The 21,755-nt window shown below is 67.2% G+C and carries 26 protein-coding genes; 8 read left to right on the forward strand and 18 right to left on the reverse strand.

Features of this window, described 5'->3' with window-relative positions:
- Positions 1-143: 143 nt before the first annotated feature.
- A complete protein-coding gene (locus ACT3SZ_RS00180) occupies positions 144-1,649 on the forward strand; it encodes an EsaB/YukD family protein (RefSeq protein WP_444615760.1) in 1,506 nt (501 codons plus the stop codon).
- Positions 1,562-2,494, forward strand: a complete 933-nt coding sequence (locus ACT3SZ_RS00185; RefSeq protein ID WP_444615762.1) for a S8 family peptidase — start codon at positions 1,562-1,564, stop codon at positions 2,492-2,494. Before ACT3SZ_RS00180 ends, ACT3SZ_RS00185 begins: the two co-directional genes overlap by 88 nt.
- Here ACT3SZ_RS00185 and eccB read toward each other — a convergent pair.
- Entirely contained in the window at positions 2,491-3,660 is a 1,170-nt protein-coding gene (gene eccB, locus ACT3SZ_RS00190; protein WP_444615764.1) for a type VII secretion protein EccB, read from the reverse strand. The genes ACT3SZ_RS00185 and eccB overlap by 4 nt on opposite strands.
- A gap of 137 nt (positions 3,661-3,797) precedes the next feature.
- On the opposite strand from eccB, the gene ACT3SZ_RS00195 reads away from it, so the two are divergent.
- The gene (locus ACT3SZ_RS00195; protein ID WP_444615766.1) at positions 3,798-4,568 is read left to right on the forward strand and encodes a hypothetical protein; all 771 of its coding nucleotides are present in this window, start codon (positions 3,798-3,800) and stop codon (positions 4,566-4,568) included.
- A gap of 10 nt (positions 4,569-4,578) precedes the next feature.
- Complete coding sequence (locus ACT3SZ_RS00200) at positions 4,579-5,580, forward strand: arsenic resistance protein (protein WP_444615768.1); 1,002 nt, start codon at positions 4,579-4,581, stop codon at positions 5,578-5,580.
- Here the strand turns inward: ACT3SZ_RS00200 and truA are convergent.
- From truA to rpsH, 17 genes are all read right to left on the reverse strand, one after another.
- The gene (gene truA / locus ACT3SZ_RS00205; protein ID WP_444615769.1) at positions 5,504-6,403 is read right to left on the reverse strand and encodes a tRNA pseudouridine(38-40) synthase TruA; all 900 of its coding nucleotides are present in this window, start codon (positions 6,401-6,403) and stop codon (positions 5,504-5,506) included. The genes ACT3SZ_RS00200 and truA overlap by 77 nt on opposite strands.
- Positions 6,400-7,263 carry a DUF998 domain-containing protein gene (locus ACT3SZ_RS00210; protein ID WP_444615771.1) on the reverse strand — a complete coding sequence of 288 codons (864 nt, stop codon included), beginning with the start codon at positions 7,261-7,263 and terminating at the stop codon, positions 6,400-6,402. Before ACT3SZ_RS00210 ends, truA begins: the two co-directional genes overlap by 4 nt.
- A 131-nt stretch (positions 7,264-7,394) precedes the next feature.
- A complete protein-coding gene (gene rplQ / locus ACT3SZ_RS00215; protein WP_444615773.1) occupies positions 7,395-7,931 on the reverse strand; it encodes a 50S ribosomal protein L17 in 537 nt (178 codons plus the stop codon).
- Between the two features lie 105 nt (positions 7,932-8,036).
- Positions 8,037-9,050, reverse strand: a complete 1,014-nt coding sequence (locus ACT3SZ_RS00220; protein ID WP_444615775.1) for a DNA-directed RNA polymerase subunit alpha — start codon at positions 9,048-9,050, stop codon at positions 8,037-8,039.
- A 124-nt stretch (positions 9,051-9,174) separates the two neighbouring features.
- Positions 9,175-9,780: a 30S ribosomal protein S4 gene (gene rpsD, locus ACT3SZ_RS00225; RefSeq protein ID WP_038546451.1), complete on the reverse strand. Its 606-nt coding sequence runs from the start codon at positions 9,778-9,780 to the stop codon at positions 9,175-9,177.
- A gap of 21 nt (positions 9,781-9,801) precedes the next feature.
- On the reverse strand, positions 9,802-10,206 hold the full coding sequence (gene rpsK / locus ACT3SZ_RS00230) for a 30S ribosomal protein S11 (protein ID WP_038546448.1): 405 nt from the start codon (positions 10,204-10,206) through the stop codon (positions 9,802-9,804).
- Between the two features lie 3 nt (positions 10,207-10,209).
- A complete protein-coding gene (gene rpsM / locus ACT3SZ_RS00235) occupies positions 10,210-10,578 on the reverse strand; it encodes a 30S ribosomal protein S13 (protein ID WP_444615777.1) in 369 nt (122 codons plus the stop codon).
- 222 nt (positions 10,579-10,800) lie between these two features.
- Entirely contained in the window at positions 10,801-11,019 is a 219-nt protein-coding gene (infA, locus tag ACT3SZ_RS00240; protein ID WP_291477496.1) for a translation initiation factor IF-1, read from the reverse strand.
- Positions 11,020-11,215: 196 nt separating this feature from the next.
- The gene (gene map / locus ACT3SZ_RS00245; protein WP_444615778.1) at positions 11,216-12,019 is read right to left on the reverse strand and encodes a type I methionyl aminopeptidase; all 804 of its coding nucleotides are present in this window, start codon (positions 12,017-12,019) and stop codon (positions 11,216-11,218) included.
- A gap of 19 nt (positions 12,020-12,038) precedes the next feature.
- The gene (locus ACT3SZ_RS00250) at positions 12,039-12,584 is read right to left on the reverse strand and encodes an adenylate kinase (protein WP_444615780.1); all 546 of its coding nucleotides are present in this window, start codon (positions 12,582-12,584) and stop codon (positions 12,039-12,041) included.
- A complete protein-coding gene (secY, locus tag ACT3SZ_RS00255) occupies positions 12,581-13,912 on the reverse strand; it encodes a preprotein translocase subunit SecY (RefSeq protein WP_444615782.1) in 1,332 nt (443 codons plus the stop codon). The genes ACT3SZ_RS00250 and secY overlap by 4 nt, the downstream gene beginning before the upstream one ends.
- 448 nt (positions 13,913-14,360) lie before the next feature.
- Positions 14,361-14,819, reverse strand: a complete 459-nt coding sequence (rplO, locus tag ACT3SZ_RS00260) for a 50S ribosomal protein L15 (protein WP_441578942.1) — start codon at positions 14,817-14,819, stop codon at positions 14,361-14,363.
- 2 nt (positions 14,820-14,821) lie between these two features.
- Positions 14,822-15,007, reverse strand: a complete 186-nt coding sequence (gene rpmD, locus ACT3SZ_RS00265; protein ID WP_441578941.1) for a 50S ribosomal protein L30 — start codon at positions 15,005-15,007, stop codon at positions 14,822-14,824.
- Positions 15,008-15,012: 5 nt separating this feature from the next.
- Positions 15,013-15,657 (reverse strand): 30S ribosomal protein S5, encoded by a 645-nt coding sequence (gene rpsE, locus ACT3SZ_RS00270; RefSeq protein WP_444615784.1) that lies wholly within the window; start codon positions 15,655-15,657, stop codon positions 15,013-15,015.
- Positions 15,658-15,697: 40 nt separating this feature from the next.
- The gene (gene rplR, locus ACT3SZ_RS00275) at positions 15,698-16,102 is read right to left on the reverse strand and encodes a 50S ribosomal protein L18 (RefSeq protein WP_444615786.1); all 405 of its coding nucleotides are present in this window, start codon (positions 16,100-16,102) and stop codon (positions 15,698-15,700) included.
- Positions 16,103-16,104: 2 nt separating this feature from the next.
- Positions 16,105-16,641: a 50S ribosomal protein L6 gene (gene rplF, locus ACT3SZ_RS00280; protein WP_444615788.1), complete on the reverse strand. Its 537-nt coding sequence runs from the start codon at positions 16,639-16,641 to the stop codon at positions 16,105-16,107.
- 15 nt (positions 16,642-16,656) lie between these two features.
- Positions 16,657-17,055, reverse strand: a complete 399-nt coding sequence (gene rpsH, locus ACT3SZ_RS00285; protein ID WP_444615790.1) for a 30S ribosomal protein S8 — start codon at positions 17,053-17,055, stop codon at positions 16,657-16,659.
- Between the two features lie 400 nt (positions 17,056-17,455).
- On the opposite strand from rpsH, the gene purF reads away from it, so the two are divergent.
- The 4 genes from purF to ACT3SZ_RS00305 all read left to right on the forward strand — a co-directional run bounded on the left by purF (position 17,456) and on the right by ACT3SZ_RS00305 (position 21,727).
- Positions 17,456-18,949, forward strand: a complete 1,494-nt coding sequence (gene purF, locus ACT3SZ_RS00290) for an amidophosphoribosyltransferase (protein WP_444615791.1) — start codon at positions 17,456-17,458, stop codon at positions 18,947-18,949.
- Between the two features lie 17 nt (positions 18,950-18,966).
- The gene (locus ACT3SZ_RS00295; protein ID WP_444615793.1) at positions 18,967-19,587 is read left to right on the forward strand and encodes a nucleosidase; all 621 of its coding nucleotides are present in this window, start codon (positions 18,967-18,969) and stop codon (positions 19,585-19,587) included.
- Positions 19,588-19,721: 134 nt separating this feature from the next.
- The gene (locus ACT3SZ_RS00300) at positions 19,722-20,510 is read left to right on the forward strand and encodes a hypothetical protein (RefSeq protein ID WP_444615795.1); all 789 of its coding nucleotides are present in this window, start codon (positions 19,722-19,724) and stop codon (positions 20,508-20,510) included.
- Positions 20,511-20,560: 50 nt separating this feature from the next.
- Positions 20,561-21,727, forward strand: coding sequence for a heme/hemin ABC transporter substrate-binding protein (locus ACT3SZ_RS00305; RefSeq protein ID WP_444615796.1), 1,167 nt, complete (start codon positions 20,561-20,563; stop codon positions 21,725-21,727).
- Positions 21,728-21,755: the final 28 nt, after the last annotated feature.

Below are 21,755 nucleotides of genomic sequence, written 5' to 3' on the forward strand. Positions count from 1 at the left end.
CCTGCCACGCCCCCTGCGCGACAACTGTCGGAACATCACTGTACACTCTCGAAGCATCCGACCGTGGCCGTCGGGGACACGTCAGGGGGACGTGACCGGCCGCGGAACTCAGGAAAGTACAGAACCGGGGAACAACACCACCCATGATCGCCGTGAGCATCACCGTCGCACGCGAGCGCACCGTGGAGGCCACCGTGGCCGACACCGTGCCCGTCGCCGAACTCGTCCCGCACCTGGTCGACGCCTCTCCCGGGGAGGTCTGGCGCTTGTCCGGTCCGCTCGGGGTGCTGCGCCCGGAAGACTCCCTGTCGCAGTCCGGGGTCCGCCCCGGCGAACGCCTCACCCTCGACAAGGACGCGCTGCCCGCCCCGCCGGTCGATGACGTCGGACGGCTCAGCGCGCCGGTGGCGTCCTCGCCGGCGGTGTGGGTCGCTGCACTACTCACCGCCACGGTGTGCTCCCTGGTGTGGGCGCCGCTGTGGAGCCCCGAGGAGCACGTGCGCTGGCACCCCACCGATATCAGTGACCTCGCGGTGGGCCTGCTTGGCGGGGACGTCGCCGGACGCGGCGAGGCGCTGGTGGTGTGCGCGGTGCTGCTGCTCGCCACGCTGGCCGCGGCCGCCGGCTCCCTGGTGGACCGGCGTTTCCTGCCGGTCGCCGCGGTCCTCGGCTTCGGGCTTGGTTTGCAGGTCAACGTTCTGACGGCCTGCGTATTCGCCGCGATGTCGGTGTGGCGGCACGGAGTGGTTCGCACCATGACGGTGGGTCTGGCGCTGGCCGCCGCGGTCAACGTGAGCCCGGGGCTGACCACGCTGGTGGCCGTGGTGGCGTTGACGTTCTCCGGGCAACTCGCGGTGGGCCTGGCCGGTATCACCCTGCCGCGGGTGCCGGCGACCGGGCTTTTCGCTGCCGCCGCGCGGGAGAGCGGGGCCGCTGGTACTGCCGAGTCCTCCAGTGCCACAGAGGCTGCCCGGGCGCTGCGCCTGCATCCGGCCATCGTGGTGACCTGCTGTGTGGTGATCCTCGCCGGTGCCGTGCAACTCCTGCCGCTGCACGGCGAGGCCAGCTTGTGGACGCAAGCCGCCTTGCTCACCGTCGCGGTGACCGGGTTGTCGGCGCGGGCGACCCGCCCGGTGCACGCAGTCGCCGTCACCGTCACCGCCGTGTTGCTGCTTCTCTGGGTGGTCTTACAACTGCCCGCACCGTGGTCGCTGCTGGCCCTGGCACCGGTGGCCCTGCCGGCGGTGCGGATCACCTCCCCGCTGGCCGGACGCGTCCTCGACGTGCTGGAGACCGTTGCTTTCACCGTCGCCGTCCCCCTGCTGATCAGCACCACCGGTGTCTTCGAGGTGCGGCGGGGGATCGGATGTGCCGGCGTGTACGGGCGGCGGTGCTGGTACCGCTGGCCTTGCTCGTGGCGTCCGGCGCGGTGGTTCCGATGCCGGCGTTCGCGCCGGCACAGGCGCAGCAACGCTGCGATGAACCGCTCGTTGGCGACGTCCTACCCATCGACGTCGCCCTGCCCCACGACCTGTCCACCGGGCGCGACGTGGGCGTGGCCGTGGTGGACACCGGGGCTTCAGCCCCCGGCATCATCACCGACCGGCCCGGCGACCGGGACCACTGCCTGTTGCACGGCACCGCGGTGACCGGAGTGCTGCGCACGACCGCCCCGGACGCCCGGGTGGTGTCCGTGCGCCAAGGCGAGGGGTCGAATACCACCGTCGCCGATCTCGTCGACGCGCTCGACCGGGCCCGCACCACCGCCTCCGAGCACGGGGTGCGCATTCTGAATGTTTCCGTGGTGGCCTGCGAGGACACCGCCGAACTACGCCGGGCGGTCGACGCGGTGGAACGCGATGGCCTGTTGCTCGTCGCCGCCGCCGGTAATGCCGGACAGTGCAGAGACGACCAGGTCCCCTACCCCGCCGCGCTGCCTGGCGTGCTCACCGTGGGCGGGGTCGATGCGAGGGTGCTTGATACCAACCCCGACTCCAACCCCGACGCCGGACGCCGCCCCGCCGACTACTCCGTGCCTGGCGAGTGGGTGGACCTGCACGCACCGGGCGGGCCGGTGTCGGCGACCTTGCAGACCGGAGATACCACCAGGACCATCGTCGGCGACCCCGCCCCGTTCTCCGGCACGAGTTTCGCCGCACCCGTGGTCGCCGGTACCGCCGCCCTGGTGTGGCAGCTGCGCCCCGAACTCTCCGCCGCCGAGGTGCATTCCTTACTCGTCGACACTGCCGAGCAGGGTGTGGTGGCCGTGGTCTCCCCGGTCGCGGCGGTGGGCGCGGTACTGGACCGGGCGGGTTCCGCAGAAAACCCAGAGCTTTCGGGGCACGCTGAAGCCGCCGCGCACTACGAGATGCCCGCCGAGGTCACCGTGGTGCGGTCCGTCGACGTCCCGGTGGACCTGCGGGTTCCCCTGGTGTTGGCGGGGGTCGTGGCGGTGGCGATACTCACCGCCGTCATCCTGCGGGTCCGCCGCTAGCGTCCGGTGAGGGTGCGGCTCGCCCGCTCCTCGGAGAGCACCCCACCGTCCGGCAGCCCCTCCACCACAGCGAAGGACACCCGTGCCAGGTCGGCGACACCGGAATCATCGGCCTCGACCAGCCCGAGTACCCGCAGGTCCTGGGCGGCCGTCACCGAGTAGCGCACCCCGGACTCGGCGACGAGCACATAACCACGCTCTGTGAGCAGGGCGGAGGTGCCCCGTGGGCCCATGAAATGGGAGCCGGGGTGTGGAGCATCGTGCTGCAGCGATTCGGCCGCCACCACATGCTCGCCGATGCACACCTCCCCCACCGTCGCCCCGTCGAGCAGGTCCAACTCCACCGGCACATGCGACAGCGCCGACAGCCCGGTGACCTCCGGTCGTGACAGCACCACCGACAATGGCTCACTGGCCTGGTGCGGAACCAGCGCCTCCACGATCGCCCGCCGTGCGCCGGTGACCTCGGCGACACCGTCCTGCCCGGTGAGGAAAACCCGATCGCCGGCGGCGACGGCGTGCTGCAAGGAACCCAGCGCCACGTCCGGCCCGCGCTCCAGGACCTCCAGCACGTCCTGGCTCACCGGAACCGGGGTCGCCCCCAGGGCGCGCGCCAGCACGGGGCCGTCCGGCAGCAGTAACCGTCGTCCGTCCACCGCCAGCCACGTGCCGGACGGTGCGGCAAGCACCGCCGCCCCGGCGTCCGGCAACGCGGGTGCGGCGACCACCCCGTCGGCGCAACGCGCCCACGACACCACGGGGGCGGGCACCAGGCCCGGGGCGTCCGGCATGCCGAGCGTGGGGCCGGTGCCATAGGAGGCCAACTGCTCCGACGTCGAGGTGGTGACCTCCTCGGGCGCGCCGAGCAGCAGGCGCGCGGAAGCGACGTTGGTCACCGGGTGGAAGTCGGTGCCGATACGAACGTGCAGGGTACCGGCCTCATCGGCGACGATGCCGGCGTCGTCGATGGACGGCTGGGGGCGCAGCATCGCCACCAGCAGAATCCCGCCGGTGACGAGCAAGGTGAGCAGCACCCCCACCCCCACCGCCCGACGCTGCGTGCGCAACGGGTCCTGCGCCATACGCGCATCCCCCGTGACCAGCGCCAATTCGGCACGTCGCAGCAGGAACGAATAACCGGACACCTGCAGACCTGTGGTCCTCATGAAAGTCTTCCCCCTATTGTTTCCCCTATTGTTTCCCCCGGCACACTGTGCCTATGCTTGCGGATGGTACATCATCGGGTGCGCCGGGGGCTGGGGAAACTGAGGGGGAATCTATGGGCAGGATGCTGGGCAGAATCGTGGCTGCAGTGCAGTGGTACCACCGGCAGGTCGGCGGCGGAGTCTCCGCCGGCAGTGGCGACCGGGTGTGGTTCCGCGTGCACGTGCCGCATACGCGCACCTGGGGTGACGGGCACGTCGACCCCGTGGCGCTCGACGCTTCACTGCTCGAGCGTCTCGCCGCGGGCCTGCGGGTGGACGCCGACCTACTGGCGACCGCGGTCGCACCGCCGCCGCGGGCGGCTTCCCCGCTGGAGCGTTCCTACGTGGGCCTGGCGTCGCTATTGCGCATCCCTGGGCATTGCCTGATCGGCGTGCCGGCTGAATCGGCTGAGACGGCCGAGCGGATGCCGTGGTCGGCGGCCGGCTGTGGACTGCTGGCCTCCCGGTTGCCCGATCTCCCCGCGGCGGCAACGATGCGCAGCGGGCTACAGGCCGGCCCGCTACCTGGGTGGATGGTGGGCACCGACATCTACGGCGCACCGGTGGTGCTGCACCTGCCGCCGGGGACGACCGTGCTGCTGCGCGGGCAGGACGCCGCGACGCTCGCGCGCACCGTCGCGCCGTCCGGCCGGGTTTTAGGGCAGGACGTTACGCTGGTCGACTCGGTTGAGGCGTGGCGTTCCGCGTGGCACCCGCAGCGTTGCCGCGTGGTGGTGCAGGACGGAGAGTTGGACGAGATCCTGGCCGATGTGGTGGCAGACGTGGTGGTCGACCTCGACGCCGGGACACTGACATCGGCCGACACCGTTGTCGAGGTGACCGCCCTGCCGCTGCGGGTGCCCCGCTAACCTGGGTGCCGTGAAGAGACTCGTCGCGGGCATGGAGCGCCACCAGATCGCCCTGTACCTGCTCGCCATCCTGGCCGGCGGGATCATCGGCATGCTGGCAGGGGCCGGTACCGCCGCGACAGCCGGGCACCTGGTGAACCCGGTGCTGGGTCTGCTGCTCTACGTGACATTCCTGGGCATCCCGCTGAGCAGGGCATTGTCCACCCTGCGCGACCTGCGCTTCCTGACCACCGTGGCCGTAGTGAACTTCGTAATTGTGCCAGTGATCGTGTGGCTGCTGACCCGGCCGATCGCCGGGGACGAGGTGCTGCTCGTCGGGGTGCTGTTCGTGCTGCTGGCCCCGTGCATCGACTACGTGATCGTGTTCACCGGACTGGCCGGTGGCGCGGCCGACCGGTTGCTCGCCGCGGCCCCGCTGCTCATGGCCGCCCAGATGCTCCTGCTGCCGGTGTACCTGTGGGCCTTCCTCGGATCCGAGGTACTGTCCGGATTCGAGGCCGGGCCCTTCGTCGAAGCCTTCGTGGTGCTCATCGTGCTGCCGCTGTGCGGCGCCGCGGCGACCCAGGCGATCCCTGGGCGGGCGGGGGACGCCATGCGCGACGGAATGGCCGGGCTCATGGTCCCGCTGATGATGCTGACCCTGGCGCTGGTGGTCACATCACAGATCGCCGGGGTGAACCGGCAACTCTCGCGGCTGGTGCAGGTCGTTCCGGTATACGTGGCGTTCGTGGTGGTGATGACGGTGCTGGGATGGCTCGCCGGACGTTTCGGTGCACTGGATGTGCCGGCGCGTCGGGCGGTGGTGTTCACCGGGGTAACCCGCAACTCCCTCGTCGTCCTGCCGCTGGTACTCGCCCTGCCCGCCGGCTACGAACTCACCCCGCTGGTGGTGGTCACCCAGACACTCGTCGAACTGGTGGCGATGGTGGTGCTGGTCAGGACGGTTCCGCTGATGATTCCGGCGCGTCCACCGCGTCCGGCGCGTCCACCGGTGCCCGCCGGTCGCGGGTGACGGCCACGCGGGCGGCCATCTCGTTCTGCGGCGGGTACTGGACCTCTACGAGGTTCAGTCCGCAGGCCGGTGCCACGGCCACGGCCGAACTGCGCGATCGCTCATCGAGCAGCCCGCGGGTGAAGGCCTCGTCGCGACGTCCCTCCCCCACGCTCAACACCGCGCCCACCAGGGAGCGCACCATCGACCAGCAGAAGGCGTCCGCCACGACTGTCGCCTCGTAGGTATTCGGCTCGGCGACGGTGGACACGTCGCGCCAGGTGAACTCCTGGAGTTCACGCACCGTGGTGGCGTTGGGCCGGTACTTGCAGAAGGCGGCGAAGTCGTGCAGGCCGACCAGGACGTCCGACGCGGTCTGCACCGCGGCGAGGTCCACGTCGCGCCGCCAGGTGGCGGTGTCGCGGGCGCGCACCGGCAGCACCCCGGCGTCCGCGGTGGTCACCCGGTAGCGGTAGCGCCGCGACAGCGCGGAGAACCGCGCGTCGAAACCCTCCGGTGCCGCGGTGGCACCGTGCAGGCGGATGTCCGTCGGCAGCATCCGCGACAGCCGACGCACCAGCGCCTCCGGACGGTCTAGCGAACGTTGCTCGAACGCGGAGGACGGCAGGTCGACGTGCGCGACCTGCCCGTCGGCGTGCACGCCGGCGTCGGTGCGTCCGGCGACGACGAGCTCCACCGGTTCCCGCACAACCAGCGACAGGGCGTCCTCCAGCACACCGGCGACGGTCCGCAGGCCCTCCTGCGGACCCTTTTGGCGCGCCCAACCGTGGAAGTCGGTGCCATCGTAGGCGACGTCGAGTCGGACGCGGACCTGCCCGGTCATGAATCCTCCTGGGTGGTGTTATCTTCGCGGTCGTCGTGTCGGCGCCGGCCCCAGCCGCTCGCCCGGGAACCGGAGAGTCCGGCGAAGCCCGGGTAGCGGCGCTGGTTGTGCCCGGGGGCGGAGTCCGGGAACTCGAGGGCCTCGAACTCGGCCATTTCGGCCATCTCGGCGACCCGTCGGCTCTCCTGGTCCCCCGCCCCGCCGAGGGAGTACATGCACACGCCAATGATCATCAACCAGACCGTCAACGTGTCGAAGGCGAGGCGCTCATAGGCGCCCGGCATGCCGCGCGGCCCGAGCAACAACAGCGCCAGCAGGCCCACGACCGAAGCGGTCAGCATCAAACGGGTAATCGGCAGGTAGCCGCCGTAAATTAACGGATGCGGACCGCGTCCCCCCGCGGTGCGTGCCGAACCGACCCCGGTGAGGAAAGCCATGAACGCCCACATCAGGATCGCGTAGAAGAGCATCGCCAGGTCGTGGATCGCCGCGGAGACGTCATAAGGGAACAACCCCGCCAACATGTACAAGGCGCCAGCGCCGCCGACGAGCACCGCGGACATGCGCACCGAGCGGTGCTTCTCGGCACCGGCGGCGATCCACATCACCCCGGCGGCGACCACCATGAGGAACCCCGCCGCCGTATACGAGGCATTGGTGATCAGGTAGGCGGGGTTGCAGACATACCGGGTCCCCAGGTTGTCGCGCAGCACCTGGCACTCGGTGACGGTGTAGTCGCCGAGCCGGTTGTCCGTGAAGGAGTACAGGCCACGCCAGCTCAACAAGGCGGCGATGTGCCCGAACCCGGTGGCGAGACCGCTGAGAAGCAGCAGCACGCCGGAAAGTCGGTAGGTCAACACAGGGCCTGACTCTACCAAGGAGAAAGCCGAGAACCACGGTCGCGACCGCACATACAACAACGCCCGCCCTCACCGTTGCACGGTGGGGACGGGCGCGGTCAGTTTCCGCGGATGCGGAGAGTGCCGGGGGCTTACTTCTCCTCGGCGGACTCCTCAGCCTCGGTGACCTCAGCCTCTGCAGCCTCATCGGCGGCAGCGGCGTCGGTAGCCTCATCGGCCTCGACGACCGGTGCGTCCTCGGAGACCGGGGTCTCCTCGGCTGCCTTGGAGGCAGCGGCGCGGGTCGCACGGGTCGCCTCGGAGGAGGCGAGCTCCTCGAGGACCAGGGAGATCTGGCTCATCGGAGCGTTGTCACCCTTACGGTTCTCGAGCTTGATGATGCGGGTGTAACCACCGGGACGGCCCTCGAACTTCGGCGCGAGCTCGTTGAACAGGTAGGCGACGACCTCCTTGTCCGTGATGAGCTTCAGCACGTTACGACGGTCGGCGACGGTACCCTTCTTCGCCTTCGTGATGATCTTCTCGACGTACGGGCGCAGCAGCTTGGCCTTCGCGTCCGTGGTCTTGATGGCGCCGTGCTCGATGAGCTGAGCTGCCAGGTTGGCGAGGATCTTCTTCTGGTGGGAAGCAGATCCGCCGAGGCGGGCACCCTTCTTCGGGGTAGGCATAACTTCTCCTCGTGTGTTTCTCTAGTCAGACTGTGTTAAGCGCGGTGTCCGCGAACCACCGGTGTCCCACACAGCACAGCCGACGGCGGTTCCCGAAACGAGTTGCTACTCTGCGATGTCTTCGCCCTCGGTGTCGACGAATTCGCCGGACTCCGGGTCGTAGCCCTCAATGTCGTTGATGTCAAAGCCCTCGGGCGCGTCCTTGAGCCCCAGGCCCAGCTCAGCGAGCTTGACCTTGACCTCGTTGATGGACTTCTGACCGAAGTTGCGGATATCCAGCAGGTCGGACTCGGTCCGGCCGGCGAGCTCGCCGACAGTGTGGATGTCCTCACGCTTCAGGCAGTTGTACGACCGCACGGAGAAGTCGAGGTCCTCAATCGCGGTACCGTAGGCGGCGATGTGCTCGGTCTCCATCGGAGACGGGCCGATCTCGATGCCTTCGGCAGCCAGGTTAAGTTCCTGGGCCAGACCGAACAGCTCCACCAGGGTCTTACCTGCGGACGCCATGGCGTCGCGAGCGGTGATGGAGTTCTTCGTCTCGACGTCGATGACCAGCTTGTCGAAGTCCGTGCGCTGTTCCACACGGGTTGCCTCGACCTTGTAGCTGACCTTCAGCACCGGGGAGTAGATCTGGTCGACCGGGATGCGGCCGATCTCACCGGTGGTGGGTGCGGCCGGGACGTATCCGCGGCCACGCTCGACGACGAGCTCGATGTCGATCTTGCCCTGCTCATTCAGGGTCGCGATGTGCAGGTCCGGGTTGTGGACCTCCACACCGGTCGGAGCGACAACGTCGGCCCCGGTGACCTCACCGGCACCCTCCTTGCGGATGTACATCGTGACCGGCTCATCAGAGTCCGAGGACAGAACCAAGGCCTTGATGTTCAGGATGATGTCGGAGACATCCTCCTTCACGCCGGGGATGGTGGTGAACTCGTGGAGCACACCCTCGATCCGGATGGAGGTGACTGCCGCGCCCGGGATGGACGACAGCAGGGTACGGCGCAGCGAGTTTCCGAGGGTGTAGCCGAAACCCGGCTCCAGCGGCTCGATGACGAACCGGGAACGGGCGGGGCTGACGAACTCTTCGCTCAACGCCGGGCGCTGTGAAATGAGCATCTTGCTTCTCCTAGGTGGCGACCGTTATTTGACGCCGTAGGGATGAACAAACTGAATACTTCTCGGGAACCGCCACCGGCCAATAAAGGCGGTGACGGGGTAAAACGGTGGTGCGACGAACGTCCTACTTGGAGTAGAACTCGACGATGAGCTGCTCCTGCAGCGGCACGTCGATCTGGGCGCGCTCGGGCAGCTGGTGCACGAGGATGCGCAGGGAGGACGGCACGACCTGGAGCCAGGCCGGGACGACTGCGTCGACCAGGAGCTCCTGGGCCTCTTCGAACCACAGCATCGAGCGGGAGCGATCCCGGACGTCGATGATGTCGTACTGGGAGACCTGGAAGGACGGCACGTTGATGTTCTTGCCGTTCACGGTGAAGTGACCGTGCGAGACGAGCTGACGTGCCTGTCGACGGGTGCGGGCCAGGCCTGCACGGTAGACGACGTTGTCGAGACGCGACTCCAGGAGGATCACCAAGTTGTCACCGGTCTTGCCGGGGCGACGGTTCGCCTCGGCGTAGTAACGGCGGAACTGCTTCTCCATGACGCCGTAGGTGAAGCGAGCCTTCTGCTTCTCCTGCAGCTGAGTCAGGTACTCCGACTCCTTGATGCGCGTACGACCGGCCTGTCCCGGGGGGTACGGGCGACGCTCGAACGAGCGGTCCCCGCCGACGAGGTCGACGCGGAGACGACGGGACTTACGGGTGGCGGATCCGGTATAGCGAGCCATGTGGTATCCCTATCCTTTCTTCTAGACGCGACGACGCTTCGGCGGACGGCAGCCGTTGTGGGGCTGCGGCGTCACGTCGGAGATCGTTCCGACCTCAAGGCCGGCGGTGGACAGGGAACGGATGGCGGTCTCGCGGCCGGAGCCCGGGCCCTTGACGAAAACGTCAACCTTCTTCATGCCGTGCTCCATCGCCTTGCGGGCGGCGGACTCGGCGGCCATCTGAGCAGCGAACGGCGTGGACTTACGGGAGCCCTTGAAGCCGACGTGTCCCGAGGAGGCCCAGGAGATGACAGCACCCTTCGGGTCCGTGATGGACACGATGGTGTTGTTGAAGGTGGACTTGATGTATGCGGCGCCGTGGGCCACATTCTTCTTTACGACGCGACGGCCGGTACGGCGTGCGCCGGAGCGTGCTTTGGGAGGCATAGACTACTTCTTCTTTCCTGCGATCGTCTTCTTCGGGCCCTTGCGCGTACGAGCATTGGTCTTCGTGCGCTGACCGCGCACGGGCAGGCCACGACGGTGGCGGATGCCCTGGTAGCAACCAATCTCGATCTTGCGACGGATGTCAGCCTGGACCTCGCGGCGAAGATCGCCCTCGACCTTCCAGGTACCTTCGATCGCGTCCCTCAGAGTGGAGATGTGCTCGTCCGTGAGGTCCTTGGACCGCAGGTCGGGAGAGATGCCGGTCTTCTCCAGCAGCTCGGCGGCACGGGCGGGGCCGATGCCGTAGATGTAAGTGAGTGCAACTTCCATGCGCTTGTCGCGCGGGAGGTCAACACCAGCAAGGCGTGCCATATGGCAGTTCCTTCCGGATTACTGCGGCGGTTTTCTCCACACACGTCCCGTGGTTCCGTCCTTGTCCTCCCCCGAGGGGAAAGAAGAGGACGGCGGGCTTCAGCCGCCGCGGCCGAAGGTGGTTGCCCGGAGAACATGGCCCCGTAGAGGGGCCCGTTACTGTGCGGGCGGATGTGTGGAGGCTTGAATGACTGTGCGACCAGCGCTACCGGTCGGAGTCGTCTACTTGTAGCGGTAGACGATCCGGCCGCGAGTCAGGTCGTAGGGAGACAGCTCCACGACGACCCGGTCCTCGGGGAGGATACGGATGTAGTGCTGACGCATCTTGCCGGAAATGTGTGCGAGCACCTTGTGCCCGTTATCCAGCTCAACGCGGAACATCGCGTTCGGCAGGGGCTCGACAATCTTGCCCTCAACCTCGATGGCGCCTTCTTTAGCCATATCCTCCACTTTTCCCGGTTCGCCCCGTGGGACGAACCTTTAGGTCTGGTCTGGTTGATGTGTCGGGCAGACTGCTATTTCACAGTGCCCCAGTGTTCACACCAACGGTTGACCATACGGCATTGGCCCTGGACATGACAAATGCGGGGTGCATTCGTCACGTCCAGGGCCGTGAGGTCCGGTGTACTCCGGGAACTCAGTACCGCGGGGTCAGGATCCGCGGGCCGTCCTTCGTGGCGGCGACCGTGTGCTCCCAGTGGGAGGCGGGCGTGCCGTCGAGCGTCTTCACGCCCCAGTCGTCCTCAAGGACGTAGGAGTCCACGGTGCCGAGGGCGAGCATCGGCTCGATGGCCAGTGTGCTGCCCTCCTCGATGCGCGGACCCTTACCGGGAGCGCCCTCGTTGGCGAGATAGGGGTCCTCGTGCATCTCGTGACCGATGCCGTGACCGCCGTACCCGTCGACGATGTAGAGCTGCACGCCGAACTTCTCGACGGCCTGCTCCGTGGCCTCTTCCAAGGCCCAGGAGATATCGGTGAGGCGGTTGCCCGGGAGCATCGCCTGGATCCCCTGGTACAGGACCCACTCGGTGGCCTGGTTGAGCTTGAGGGTCTCGGGGGCGAGCGACTCGTCCCCACCGACGGCGAAGGTCCAGGCGGAGTCGCCGACCCAACCGTCGAGAGTCGCACCGCAGTCGATGGACACCAGGTCGCCGTCCTTCAGGACGGTGGCGGCGTCCGGGATGCCGTGGACGATCATGTCGTTCACGGAGGAGCAGATGCTCCCCGGGAATCCGCCGTAGCCCTTGAAGGTGGGCACGGCGCCGGCGGAGCGAATCGTCTCCTCGGCGACGGCGTCCAGGTCGAGGGTGCTCACGCCGGCCTTCGCGGCGGCGCGCACGGCCTGCAGGGCACGTCCGACGATCTCGCCGGACGCCTGCATCGCGTCGAGCTCCCCAGGGGTCTTTCCCTGGATGACCTTGTTCTTCCTACGGAAACCCATCATCAACCAATCAGCGCGTTTAGCGGTCCAGTGCGTCCAGCGTGGAGGACGAGATGTCCTCGACGGTGCCCTCGGCGTCCACGTTGACGATGATGTCGGCGTAGTAGTCGATCAGCGGAGCGGTCTCGTCCCGGTAGACCTGCAGGCGGGTGCGGATCGTATCCTCGGTGTCGTCGCTGCGGCCACGGGCCAGCATGCGCTCCACCACGACGTCCTCGGACACCTGGTAGTTGAGGACGTTGTTCAGGGACGTGCCCTTGCGCTCGAGGATCTCCGAGAGGATCTCGGCCTGCTCGACCGTGCGGGGGAACCCGTCGAGGAGGAAGCCGTCGGCGGCGTCCTGCTGGTCGAGGCGCTTGCTGACCATGTCAGCGGTGACGGAGGTGGGAACGAGCTTGCCGGCGTCCATGTACTCCTGCGCCTGGCGACCGAGGTCGGTCTCCTTGGAGATGTTCTCCCGGAAGAGATCACCCGTGGAGATGTGCGGCACGCCCAGCGAATCGGCGAGGATGGCGGCCTGTGTGCCCTTACCTGCACCGGGAGGGCCGAGGAGAACGAGTCTCATTTGAGGAATCCTTCGTAGTTGGCTTGCATGAGCTGGGACTCGATCTGCTTGACGGTGGTCAGTGCGACCGAGACCATAATCAGGATAGCGGTACCACCGAAGGCGCCAAGACTTGAGGCGGCGCCGTCAGAGGCAAGTCCCATCGTAATCGCAACGTTCGGCAGAACGGCGATCACGGCGAGATAGACCGAACCGACAAGCAGCAGACGGGTCATGACGTACCAGAGGTACTCGGCGGTGGGACGGCCCGGACGGATGCCCGGGATGAATCCACCGTACTTCTTCATGTTGTCGGCCTGGTCGTTCGGGTCGTACTGGATCGACACGTAGAAGTACGAGAAGAAGATGATCAGCAGACCGAAGATCAGGATGTACGGCCAACTGGACGGGTCCGACAGCATGGTCATCACATTGCGGTTCCACCAGTTGTCCTCCTGCCCGGCGTTGCCGGACTGGATGATCTGCGTGATCAGGATCGGCACGGTGAGGATCGAGGAAGCGAAGATCACCGGGATAACGCCGGCCTGGTTCACCTTCAGCGGCAGGTACGTGGAGGTCTCGCCGTACTGGCGACGGCCGACCATGCGCTTGGCGTACTGCACCGGGATGCGGCGCTGCCCCTGCTCGATGAAGATGACCGCGATGACCAGGATCAGCACGGCGACAACGACACCGGCGAAGACGAATCCGCCCGAGCTGCGCAGAATCTGCATGCCCTGGGCGGGCAGCTGCGTGGCGATACCGGCGAAGATCAGCAGCGACATACCGTTACCGACGCCGCGGTCGGTGATCAGCTCACCGAACCACATGACCAGCACGGCACCGGCGGTCATGATGAGCACCATCATCACCAGGCCGAAGATTCCGACGTCCTCGTGGAGCACGCGGACATTGCTGCCCAGCAGCTGCTGGCGGTCCGCCAGCGCCACGATGCCTGCCGACTGCAGCAGGGCCAGAGCGACCGTGAGGTAGCGGGTGTACTCGGTCATCTTTGCCTGACCGGACTGCCCCTCCTTCTTCAGCTGCTCGAAGCGTGGAATGACCACGGTCAACAGCTGCACGATGATCGACGCGGTGATGTACGGCATGATGCCGATCGCGAAGACCGACAACTGCAGCAGTGCGCCACCGGAGAACAGGTTGATCAGCGTGTACATGCTGTTCGATCCGTCCTCAGTCAGTGAACGGACCTGCGAAGTGACTTCCGCGTAGTCGACACCGGGCGTCGGGATCTGTGCTCCGATCCGGTAGAGGATGATCATCGCAAGAGTGAAGAAGATCTTCTTGCGTAGATCAGCATCCCGGAACGCCGAGAGCAAGGCGGTCACGTTTGCCTCCTGGCTCGGCAGTCACGGTCGGGAGTACCACTCCCGGGTCGGGCCGCCGAAGGTTTCTGCTTGGGGTAAGTGTTCGGTCACTGGGTCCCTGTGACGGACGCACCCGACAACTTTTGGGCGCACCTCATGGGGACAGACAACTGCACAAGGATAGCAGGGGTCGCATGGAAGGTTACACTTCCGTGACCAACTCCGCGGTGCCGGACGTCGAACGCCGTGCGCACACCGCCGTGCGGCGTCCCCGTCGCGCGCCCGCGGGCGCCGTGGGAGGACGCTACGAGCGCCGTGTGACCACCACCGAACGACTCCCCCACTCCCCGCTCCCCCGCCACCGGCACACACAAAAACCCCGCCCCCGCCGAATAATCGGCGGGGGCGGGGTTCGTTCACCGGTAGAGTCCGTCAGGCACAAGGCCCGACGGCTACCACGCAGGTGATACTAGGATGCGTCGGCAGCGTTCTTCACGCTACCGCCGGCAGCCTCGATCTTCTCCTTGGCGGAGCGGGAGAACTTGTCCGCGGTCACGTTCAGTGATGCGGAGATCTCGCCGTCGCCCAGGACCTTGACGGGCTGGTTAACGCGGACCAGGCCGGCGGACACGATGTCCGCCACGGTCACGTCGCCGCCCTTGGGGAATGCCTTCTCCAGGTCAGAGACGTTGACGACCTGGAAGACGACCTTCGCCGGGTTCTTGAAGCCCTTGAGCTTCGGCAGACGCATGTGCAGCGGCATCTGTCCACCCTCGAAGGCGGCAGAAACCTGCTTGCGGGCGCGGGTGCCCTTGGTACCACGGCCGGCGGTCTTACCCTTGGACGCCTCGCCACGACCCACGCGGGTCTTGGCGGTGTTGGCGCCCTTGGAGGGCCGCAGGTCGTGCAGCTTGATGGGTTCGCTCATGATTACTCCCCTGCTACTTCCTCGACCTGGACCAGGTGGCGCACGGTGTTGATCTGACCGCGGACGATGGGACCGTCCTCACGGGTGACCGACTGACCGATACGCTTCAGGCCCAGCGAGCGCAGCGAGTTGCGCTGCTTCGAAATGGTTCCGACAGTGCCCTTGAGCTGGGTGATCTTCAGTGCCATCTCAATCACGCTCCCTGTCCTGCGGCGCGGGCGCGCAGCATCTGAGCCGGGGCGACCTCTTCGAGGGTCTTACCGCGACGTGCGGCGACCTCTTCGGGGCGAACCAGCTGCTTGAGTGCATCCACGGTGGCGTGGACCACGTTGATGGCGTTGTCGGAGCCCAGGGACTTCGACAGGACGTCCTGGACGCCGGCGCACTCGAGCACGGGGCGGGCGGCGCCACCGGCGATAACACCGGTACCCGGCGCAGCGGGCTTCATCCACACGACGCCAGCGGCGGCTTCGCCCTGGACCTCGTGGGTGATGGTGCCGGCGATCATCGGGACGCGGAAGAAGTTCTTGCGAGCTTCCTCGGCACCCTTCTGGATGGCGGCGGGAACTTCCTTGGCCTTGCCGTAGCCGACGCCGACCATGCCGTTGCCGTCGCCGACGATCACGAGAGCGGTGAAGCTGAAGCGACGACCACCCTTGACGACCTTGGAGACGCGGTTGATGGTCACGACGCGCTCGAGGAACTGCGAGCGCTCGTCCTGCTGGTCGCGACGGCCACCACGACGGTCGTCACGACCACCGTTGTTGCCGCGGCCGCGGTTGTCCTTGTTGTCCTTGTTGTTGCTATCGGCGGTGCGTCCGCCGTTACGATCCGACATCACGCAGTCCTTCCGTCGGTGAAAATATTGTCGTTGCGCATTAGAACTTCAGACCACCTTCACGGGCGGCATCGGCCAGGGCGGCGACACGGCCGTGGTACTGGTAACCACCACGGTCGAAGACGACAGCCTCGACACCGGCGGCCTTGGCGCGCTCGGCGATCAGCTGACCGATACGGGCGCCACGGTCCTTCTTGTCACCATCCAGCGCACGGACGTCCGGCTCGATCGTCGACGCAGCGGCCAGGGTGTGGCCCTTGGTGTCGTCGATGACCTGGACGTGCATGTGACGGGAGGTGCGGTGCACCACGAGACGCGGGGTCTCGGGGGTACCGGTGATGTTCTTGCGCAGACGGTAGTGACGACGTGCGCGCGCGACGCGGCGGCGGGTGGAGATATCCTTGCCCACCGGGAGGCGCTTGTTGCTTGCAGTGCTCTGTGCCATCTCTACTTACCCGTCTTTCCGACCTTGCGACGGATCTGCTCGCCCGCGTAGCGGATACCCTTGCCCTTGTAGGGGTCGTCCTTACGGAGACGACGGATATTTGCGGCGATCTGTCCGACCTGCTGCTTATCGATACCGGTGATGGAGAACTTGGTGTTTCCGTCGACCGCGAAGGTGATTCCCTCGGGAGCCTCGATGAGGACCGGGTGGGAGTAGCCGAGAGCGAACTCAAGGTTGCTGCCCTTGGCCTGGACGCGGTAGCCGACACCGAAGATTTCCATCTTGGTGGTGTAGCCCTCGGTCACGCCAACAACCATGTTGTTGACGAGCGACCGGGACAGGCCGTGCAGGGAGCGGTTCTTGCGGTGGTCGTCCGGACGGCTCACCACGAGCTCGTTGTCCTCCTGGGCAACAGAGATCGGGGCCGGGATTTCCTGCGAGAGAGTTCCCTTGGGGCCCTTCACCTCGACGTTCTGACCGTCGATGGTGACGGTGACGCCGGAGGGAACGGCCACGGGGTTCTTACCGATTCGTGACATTGCTTCGTCCTCCTTCTACCAGACGTAGGCGAGGACTTCCCCACCCACGCCCTTCTCGGTCGCCTGACGGTCGGTCAGCAGGCCATGGGAGGTGGAGATGATCGCCACGCCCAGGCCGCCGAGGACCTTCGGGAGGTTGGTGGACTTGGCGTACACGCGCAGGCCCGGCTTGGACACGCGACGCAGACCAGCGATCGAACGCTCGCGGGTCGTGCTGTACTTCAGTTCCAGGGTGAGCTTCTTGCCGGTCGAGGCATCCTCGACGGCGTAGTCAGCGATGTAGCCCTCGGACTTGAGGATCTCGGCGATGTTCGCCTTGATCTTCGAGGACGGCATCGAGACACTGTCGTGGAACGCGTTGGACGCGTTCCGCACGCGGGACAGCATGTCCGCGATGGGGTCAGTCATGGTCATGAAAGTGACCTCTTGCCTTTCTCGTCACGGTTCCCCGGCCACCCGGGCGTTACCGCGCATTTGTGTCCGGCAACTCGACGCTCCCCGGACTCAGTAGTCCGGATTGCTCGCTGCCTTGTGTTCCGCGCGGCCGCAATAGGCGGTGGGCCTGCGACAAAGTGGTTCATGTTCAGAGAGTCTCGACATGCTGCAGTAACGCGGCGCGATCCTTATCGGACGCACTCGGCCCACAGCGAGACCTGTTCACGCTACCAACCTGGGCAAATAAAGGCAAAACCAGCGCCCTCCGCCCACCGCGAGCCTTCCGCCCACCCCGCCCGATCGTTGTTCCGGACAACTATGGGCGTAGGCTCTACACCTGCATCCATCTTCCGGGACACAGTGAGGACACTCCAGCGCAATGTGCGGCATCGTCGGCATGGTGGGTAACCAGCCGGTCAACCAGGACATTTACGACGCTCTTCTGCTCCTGCAGCACCGCGGGCAGGACTCGACGGGCATGGCCACCGCCGAGGACGGCGGTCATATGCACCTCTTCCACGCCCGTGGCATGGTGCGGGAGTCCTTCCGCACCCGCGACATGCGGGCACTGCTCGGCACCGCCGGGCTGGGACACGTCCGGTACGTGACCCGTGGTGCGGCCTCCAATGAGCAGGAGTCGCAGCCCTTCTACGTCAACTCCCCCTACGGCATCACCCTGGTGCACAACGGGAACCTGACCAACACCCGCGAGCTGACCACGGAGATGCGTCACCGCGACCGTCGTCACCTCAACACCACCAGCGACACCGAGCTGCTGCTCAACGTCCTGGCTAATGAACTGCAGTCCACCACCGGGCCGGACGACCTCAACGCCGACGGCATCTTCGACGCCGTCACCGCCACGATGGGACGCATCGAGGGCGCGTACGGCGTGATCTCGCTGATCGCCCACCACGGTCTGCTCGCCTTCCGCGACCCCAACGGCATCCGTCCGCTGGTGCTGGGCCGTCGGCGTCCGACCGCCACGGGCGGTTCGCACGCCGTGGGCGGGCACGACGAGTGGGTTGTGGCCAGCGAGTCCCTGGTGCTGGAGAACGCCGACTACGAGATCGTGCGTGAGGTCGCCCCGGGCGAGGCCGTGTTCATCACCGCCAACGGTGTGCTGCACTCGCGCCAGTGCGTCGCGGACGCCACCCTGGAGCCCTGCTCCTTCGAGTACGTCTACCTGGCTCGTCCGGACTCGGTCATGAACGGCATCAGCGTCTACGACTCCCGCCTGCGCATGGGCGCACGGCTGGCGAAGACCATCGCCGAGCACGTACCCACCGAGGACGTGGACGTGGTCATGCCGATCCCGGACTCCGCGCGTCCGGCGGCGATGGAGGTCGCCCGCGTCCTGGACCTGCCCTACCGCGAGGGCTTCTTCAAGAACCGCTATGTGGGACGCACGTTCATCATGCCGGGCCAGGCGGTGCGCAAGAAGAGCGTGCGCCAGAAACTCAACGCGATGTCCACGGAGTTCGCCGGCAAGCACGTCCTGCTCATCGACGACTCGATCGTGCGCGGCACCACCAGCTACGAGATCATCGCGATGGCGCGCGCCGCCGGTGCCCGCAAGGTGAGTTTCGCCTCCGCGGCCCCGCCGATCCGCTACCCGCACGTCTACGGCATCAACATCCCCGACCGCGCCGAACTGGTGGCCGCAGGACGGTCCGTGCCGGAGGTGGCCCAGGTGCTCGGCGCCGATCACCTCGTGTACCAGAAGGTCGAGGACCTCGAGGGTGCGATCCTCGACGGGCAGACGAACACCCAGCTCGACGGGCTGGACATGAGCTGCTTCGACGGCGAGTACGTGACCGGCTCGGTCACCCAGGAGTACCTGGACTGGGTCCGCGACAACCAGGACTCCTGAGCGCTACTCTCGGAGGCATGCTCGAACTCTTCCGCGGCCGGGTCGCGCCCGGCCAGCCGCTGATCGTCGTCGCCGTCGCCTCCGAGGCCGCCGAGATGGACGAGGACGCCCCCGTCCTCATCACCGGCATCGGACGCCTTAACGCGACGTTGGCGCTGACTGACTGCCTGCACCGCTACCTGCGGGCCGGCGGCCTGCCCAGTGCGATCGTGAACATCGGTACGGCCGGGGCGCTGCGCCCCGGACTCACCGGGGTGCGTCGGATTTCCCGCGTGCTGCTGCACGACTTCTCCCACGACGGCGTGGCGCGTCTGACCGGACGCGACGAGTACCCGCCGATCGACCTCGGCGCGCAGGGCACCGACGGCCTCACCCTGGCCACGGGCGACGTCTTCGTCGAGGACGGCGCCACGCGCGACCGACTCGCGCAGGACGCCGACCTGGTCGACATGGAGGGCTACGCCGTCGCCGCCGTCGCCCAGTGGTTCGGGGTGCCGGTCGAGTTGGCCAAGGTGGTCAGCGACTCGGCGGACGACACCGCCGGCGACACCTGGCATCTGGAGATGCCTGCCCTCGCCCGCGAACTGGCCGCGCACTCCCGCCAGGCGATCGGCGGCCCGGAGACACCGCGCCCGTGACTGCGCCCGTGACTGCGGTTGACCGCCACCGGCACAACACCTAGCCTCGCAAGCTGTGAGCGCTCTACGAATGCGCTCATTCAGCGTTCAGCATGCCCCCATGGGTATGTTCTCTCCACCGTCGAAGGCTCCTCGTGTCCCTGCGCTCCCCCCTCCTCGCCTCCCTGTCCGTCCTGCTTCTCCCCCTCACCGCCTGCGGCGCAGAGGAGTCGAACTCCGGCCCCACACAGGCACAGTTCCTCCGCACCTCCGCGCAGCTGACGGCTGCCGCCGACGACCCCGGCACACTGCCGGTCGACCTGATGTTCGCCGCCCCCGTCGACGACCCCATCTGGTCCGGCATCCAGGATCTCACCCTCACCAACGACCTACCGGACGAGGGCGACATCATACTGGCGGGGAATTCGGCCTCCGCCGAACCCGGCGACGAGCATGCCGGTGCCCGATTCGGCTCGATCACGGTGGACGTCGACGTCGACGAGAGGCCCTTCGAACTCTCGCAGATCAGCCTGGCCACGGGGGAAGACCAGAGCGCTCAGCACTTCGACGTGGGCTCGTGGAGCCTCGACCAAGCGGAGCCGACGTCCACCGGAGCCGATATCCACCCGACCGGCGACTACCCTGGGGTCCTCCCCGACTGCGGCCCCACGTCACTTTCCGTGGAGAACTCCCCGACCGGCGGGCCGGTCACCGGGGTCACGGGCACAGCCCCGGGCACCCGGTTCACCGACGTGGAGATCGAGACCAACACCAGGACCGATGTCAGTTTCGACGTGGACTGCGACGACTCCTACGACCTGCACCAGGTCACCCCGAAGGTGTCCGTCGCGGGAGAGCCGGACGCCACGGCGGTGCTGCCGTACATCCAGTTCGGTCTCATGTCGCTGACGGCCGAGGACGCCCCGCGCATCCTCGATCGCTGAGGCACCACCGTCCGCCCGTGACTGCGGTAAGCATGTGCTAATTTCATGCCATGCTCTCGCTGTCCTCGCGCCGCCTGCCGTCCCTGTTCCTCGCCGTATCCGCTGCGTCCGTCCTGGTCGCCGGCTCGCTGACCGCCTGCGGCGTCGGCGCCGACAACGGTTCCGGCACCACCGCCGAGGCGCAGGAGACGTCCTTCGACACCGCCCTGGACGACTTCACGGAGATGGCGGACGCCGGGATCACGGACCCGCACGAGCAGCGCGGGGTGTCGCACGCCGAGACCGTCGGCGACGTCACCCCGATCGACGAGGACAGCAGCGACAGTAGCGCTGCGGAGGACGCCGAGCTGCCGGTGGAGCTCACCGACGCCGACGGCCGCGACGTCACCGTCGACGACGTCTCCCGCATCATCCCGCTCGACATCTACGGCACCATCTCGCGCACGCTGGCCGGGCTCGGGCTGCGCGACAACATCGTGGGACGCACCGTCTCCTCCACCGAACCCAGCCTGCAGGACCTGCCCGTGGTCACCCAGGGCGGGCACTCGATCAATGCCGAGGCCGTGCTGAACCTCAACCCCTCCCTGGTCGTCGTGGACGGCACTATCGGCCCGGACGACGCCCTCAACCAGCTGCGCGACGCCGGGGTGTCCGTGGTGAAGATCAACCCGAAGCACACGATCGACACCGTCAGTGAGGACATCGATACCATCGCCGGCATCGTCGGACTGCCCGGCAATGGCGAGCGGCTCGGCGAGCGTGCGGACGCGGAGATCTCCCGCGCCGTCGAGGCCATCGGCGATGCGCTCGGCGACGTCCCCGGCGATCCGCTGCGCATGGCCTTCCTCTACGCCCGCGGCGACGGCGGCGTGTTCTACATCCTCGGGCCCGACGACGGCACCGACGACCTCATCGAGTCCCTCGGCGGGGTGGACGCGGCGAAGGAGGAGGGCATCGGCCAGGCCTCCCCCGCGAACGCCGAGTCGCTGGCGGACCTCAACCCGGACGTCATGGTGATGATGTCCGCCGGGCTGGACTCCACCGGCGGACTGGAGGGCATGCTCGCCAAGCCCGGCATCGCGCAGACCACCGCCGGACAGAACGAGCGCATCTTGGCGATCCCGGACAGCCAGTCGCTGAGCTTCGGCCCGCAGTCCGGCGAGATGCTACTCACCGCGGCGACCGCCCTCTACGGGAATGCCGCCGACGGCGAGTAACTTGGGGGCCGACAACCTCGCCCCCAAC

This window comes from Corynebacterium sp. AOP40-9SA-29 (genome assembly GCF_052377405.1).
In the GTDB taxonomy this organism is placed as follows: Bacteria; Actinomycetota; Actinomycetes; order Mycobacteriales; family Mycobacteriaceae; genus Corynebacterium.

What these genes read in the sequence shown, in the direction of transcription:
- infA (WP_291477496.1), bottom strand. Translation starts at nt 11,019, where the DNA reads ATGGCTAAAGAAGGCGCCATCGAGGTTGAGGGCAAGATTGTCGAGCCC.
- ACT3SZ_RS00305 (WP_444615796.1), top strand. Translation starts at nt 20,561, where the DNA reads ATGCTCTCGCTGTCCTCGCGCCGCCTGCCGTCCCTGTTCCTCGCCGTA.
- purF (WP_444615791.1), top strand. Translation starts at nt 17,456, where the DNA reads ATGTGCGGCATCGTCGGCATGGTGGGTAACCAGCCGGTCAACCAGGAC.
- ACT3SZ_RS00295 (WP_444615793.1), top strand. Translation starts at nt 18,967, where the DNA reads ATGCTCGAACTCTTCCGCGGCCGGGTCGCGCCCGGCCAGCCGCTGATC.
- eccB (WP_444615764.1), bottom strand. Translation starts at nt 3,660, where the DNA reads ATGAGGACCACAGGTCTGCAGGTGTCCGGTTATTCGTTCCTGCTGCGA.
- truA (WP_444615769.1), bottom strand. Translation starts at nt 6,403, where the DNA reads ATGACCGGGCAGGTCCGCGTCCGACTCGACGTCGCCTACGATGGCACC.
- rpmD (WP_441578941.1), bottom strand. Translation starts at nt 15,007, where the DNA reads ATGGCACTGAAGATCACCCAGCTCAAGGGCACTGTCGGAACCATTTCG.
- map (WP_444615778.1), bottom strand. Translation starts at nt 12,019, where the DNA reads ATGGGTTTCCGTAGGAAGAACAAGGTCATCCAGGGAAAGACCCCTGGG.
- rpsE (WP_444615784.1), bottom strand. Translation starts at nt 15,657, where the DNA reads ATGTCGGATCGTAACGGCGGACGCACCGCCGATAGCAACAACAAGGAC.
- rpsM (WP_444615777.1), bottom strand. Translation starts at nt 10,578, where the DNA reads ATGGCACGCCTTGCTGGTGTTGACCTCCCGCGCGACAAGCGCATGGAA.
- rplO (WP_441578942.1), bottom strand. Translation starts at nt 14,819, where the DNA reads ATGAGCGAACCCATCAAGCTGCACGACCTGCGGCCCTCCAAGGGCGCC.
- rplQ (WP_444615773.1), bottom strand. Translation starts at nt 7,931, where the DNA reads ATGCCTACCCCGAAGAAGGGTGCCCGCCTCGGCGGATCTGCTTCCCAC.
- rpsK (WP_038546448.1), bottom strand. Translation starts at nt 10,206, where the DNA reads ATGCCTCCCAAAGCACGCTCCGGCGCACGCCGTACCGGCCGTCGCGTC.
- ACT3SZ_RS00250 (WP_444615780.1), bottom strand. Translation starts at nt 12,584, where the DNA reads ATGAGACTCGTTCTCCTCGGCCCTCCCGGTGCAGGTAAGGGCACACAG.
- ACT3SZ_RS00180 (WP_444615760.1), top strand. Translation starts at nt 144, where the DNA reads ATGATCGCCGTGAGCATCACCGTCGCACGCGAGCGCACCGTGGAGGCC.
- rpsD (WP_038546451.1), bottom strand. Translation starts at nt 9,780, where the DNA reads ATGGCTCGCTATACCGGATCCGCCACCCGTAAGTCCCGTCGTCTCCGC.
- rpsH (WP_444615790.1), bottom strand. Translation starts at nt 17,055, where the DNA reads ATGACCATGACTGACCCCATCGCGGACATGCTGTCCCGCGTGCGGAAC.
- rplF (WP_444615788.1), bottom strand. Translation starts at nt 16,641, where the DNA reads ATGTCACGAATCGGTAAGAACCCCGTGGCCGTTCCCTCCGGCGTCACC.
- ACT3SZ_RS00220 (WP_444615775.1), bottom strand. Translation starts at nt 9,050, where the DNA reads ATGCTCATTTCACAGCGCCCGGCGTTGAGCGAAGAGTTCGTCAGCCCC.
- rplR (WP_444615786.1), bottom strand. Translation starts at nt 16,102, where the DNA reads ATGGCACAGAGCACTGCAAGCAACAAGCGCCTCCCGGTGGGCAAGGAT.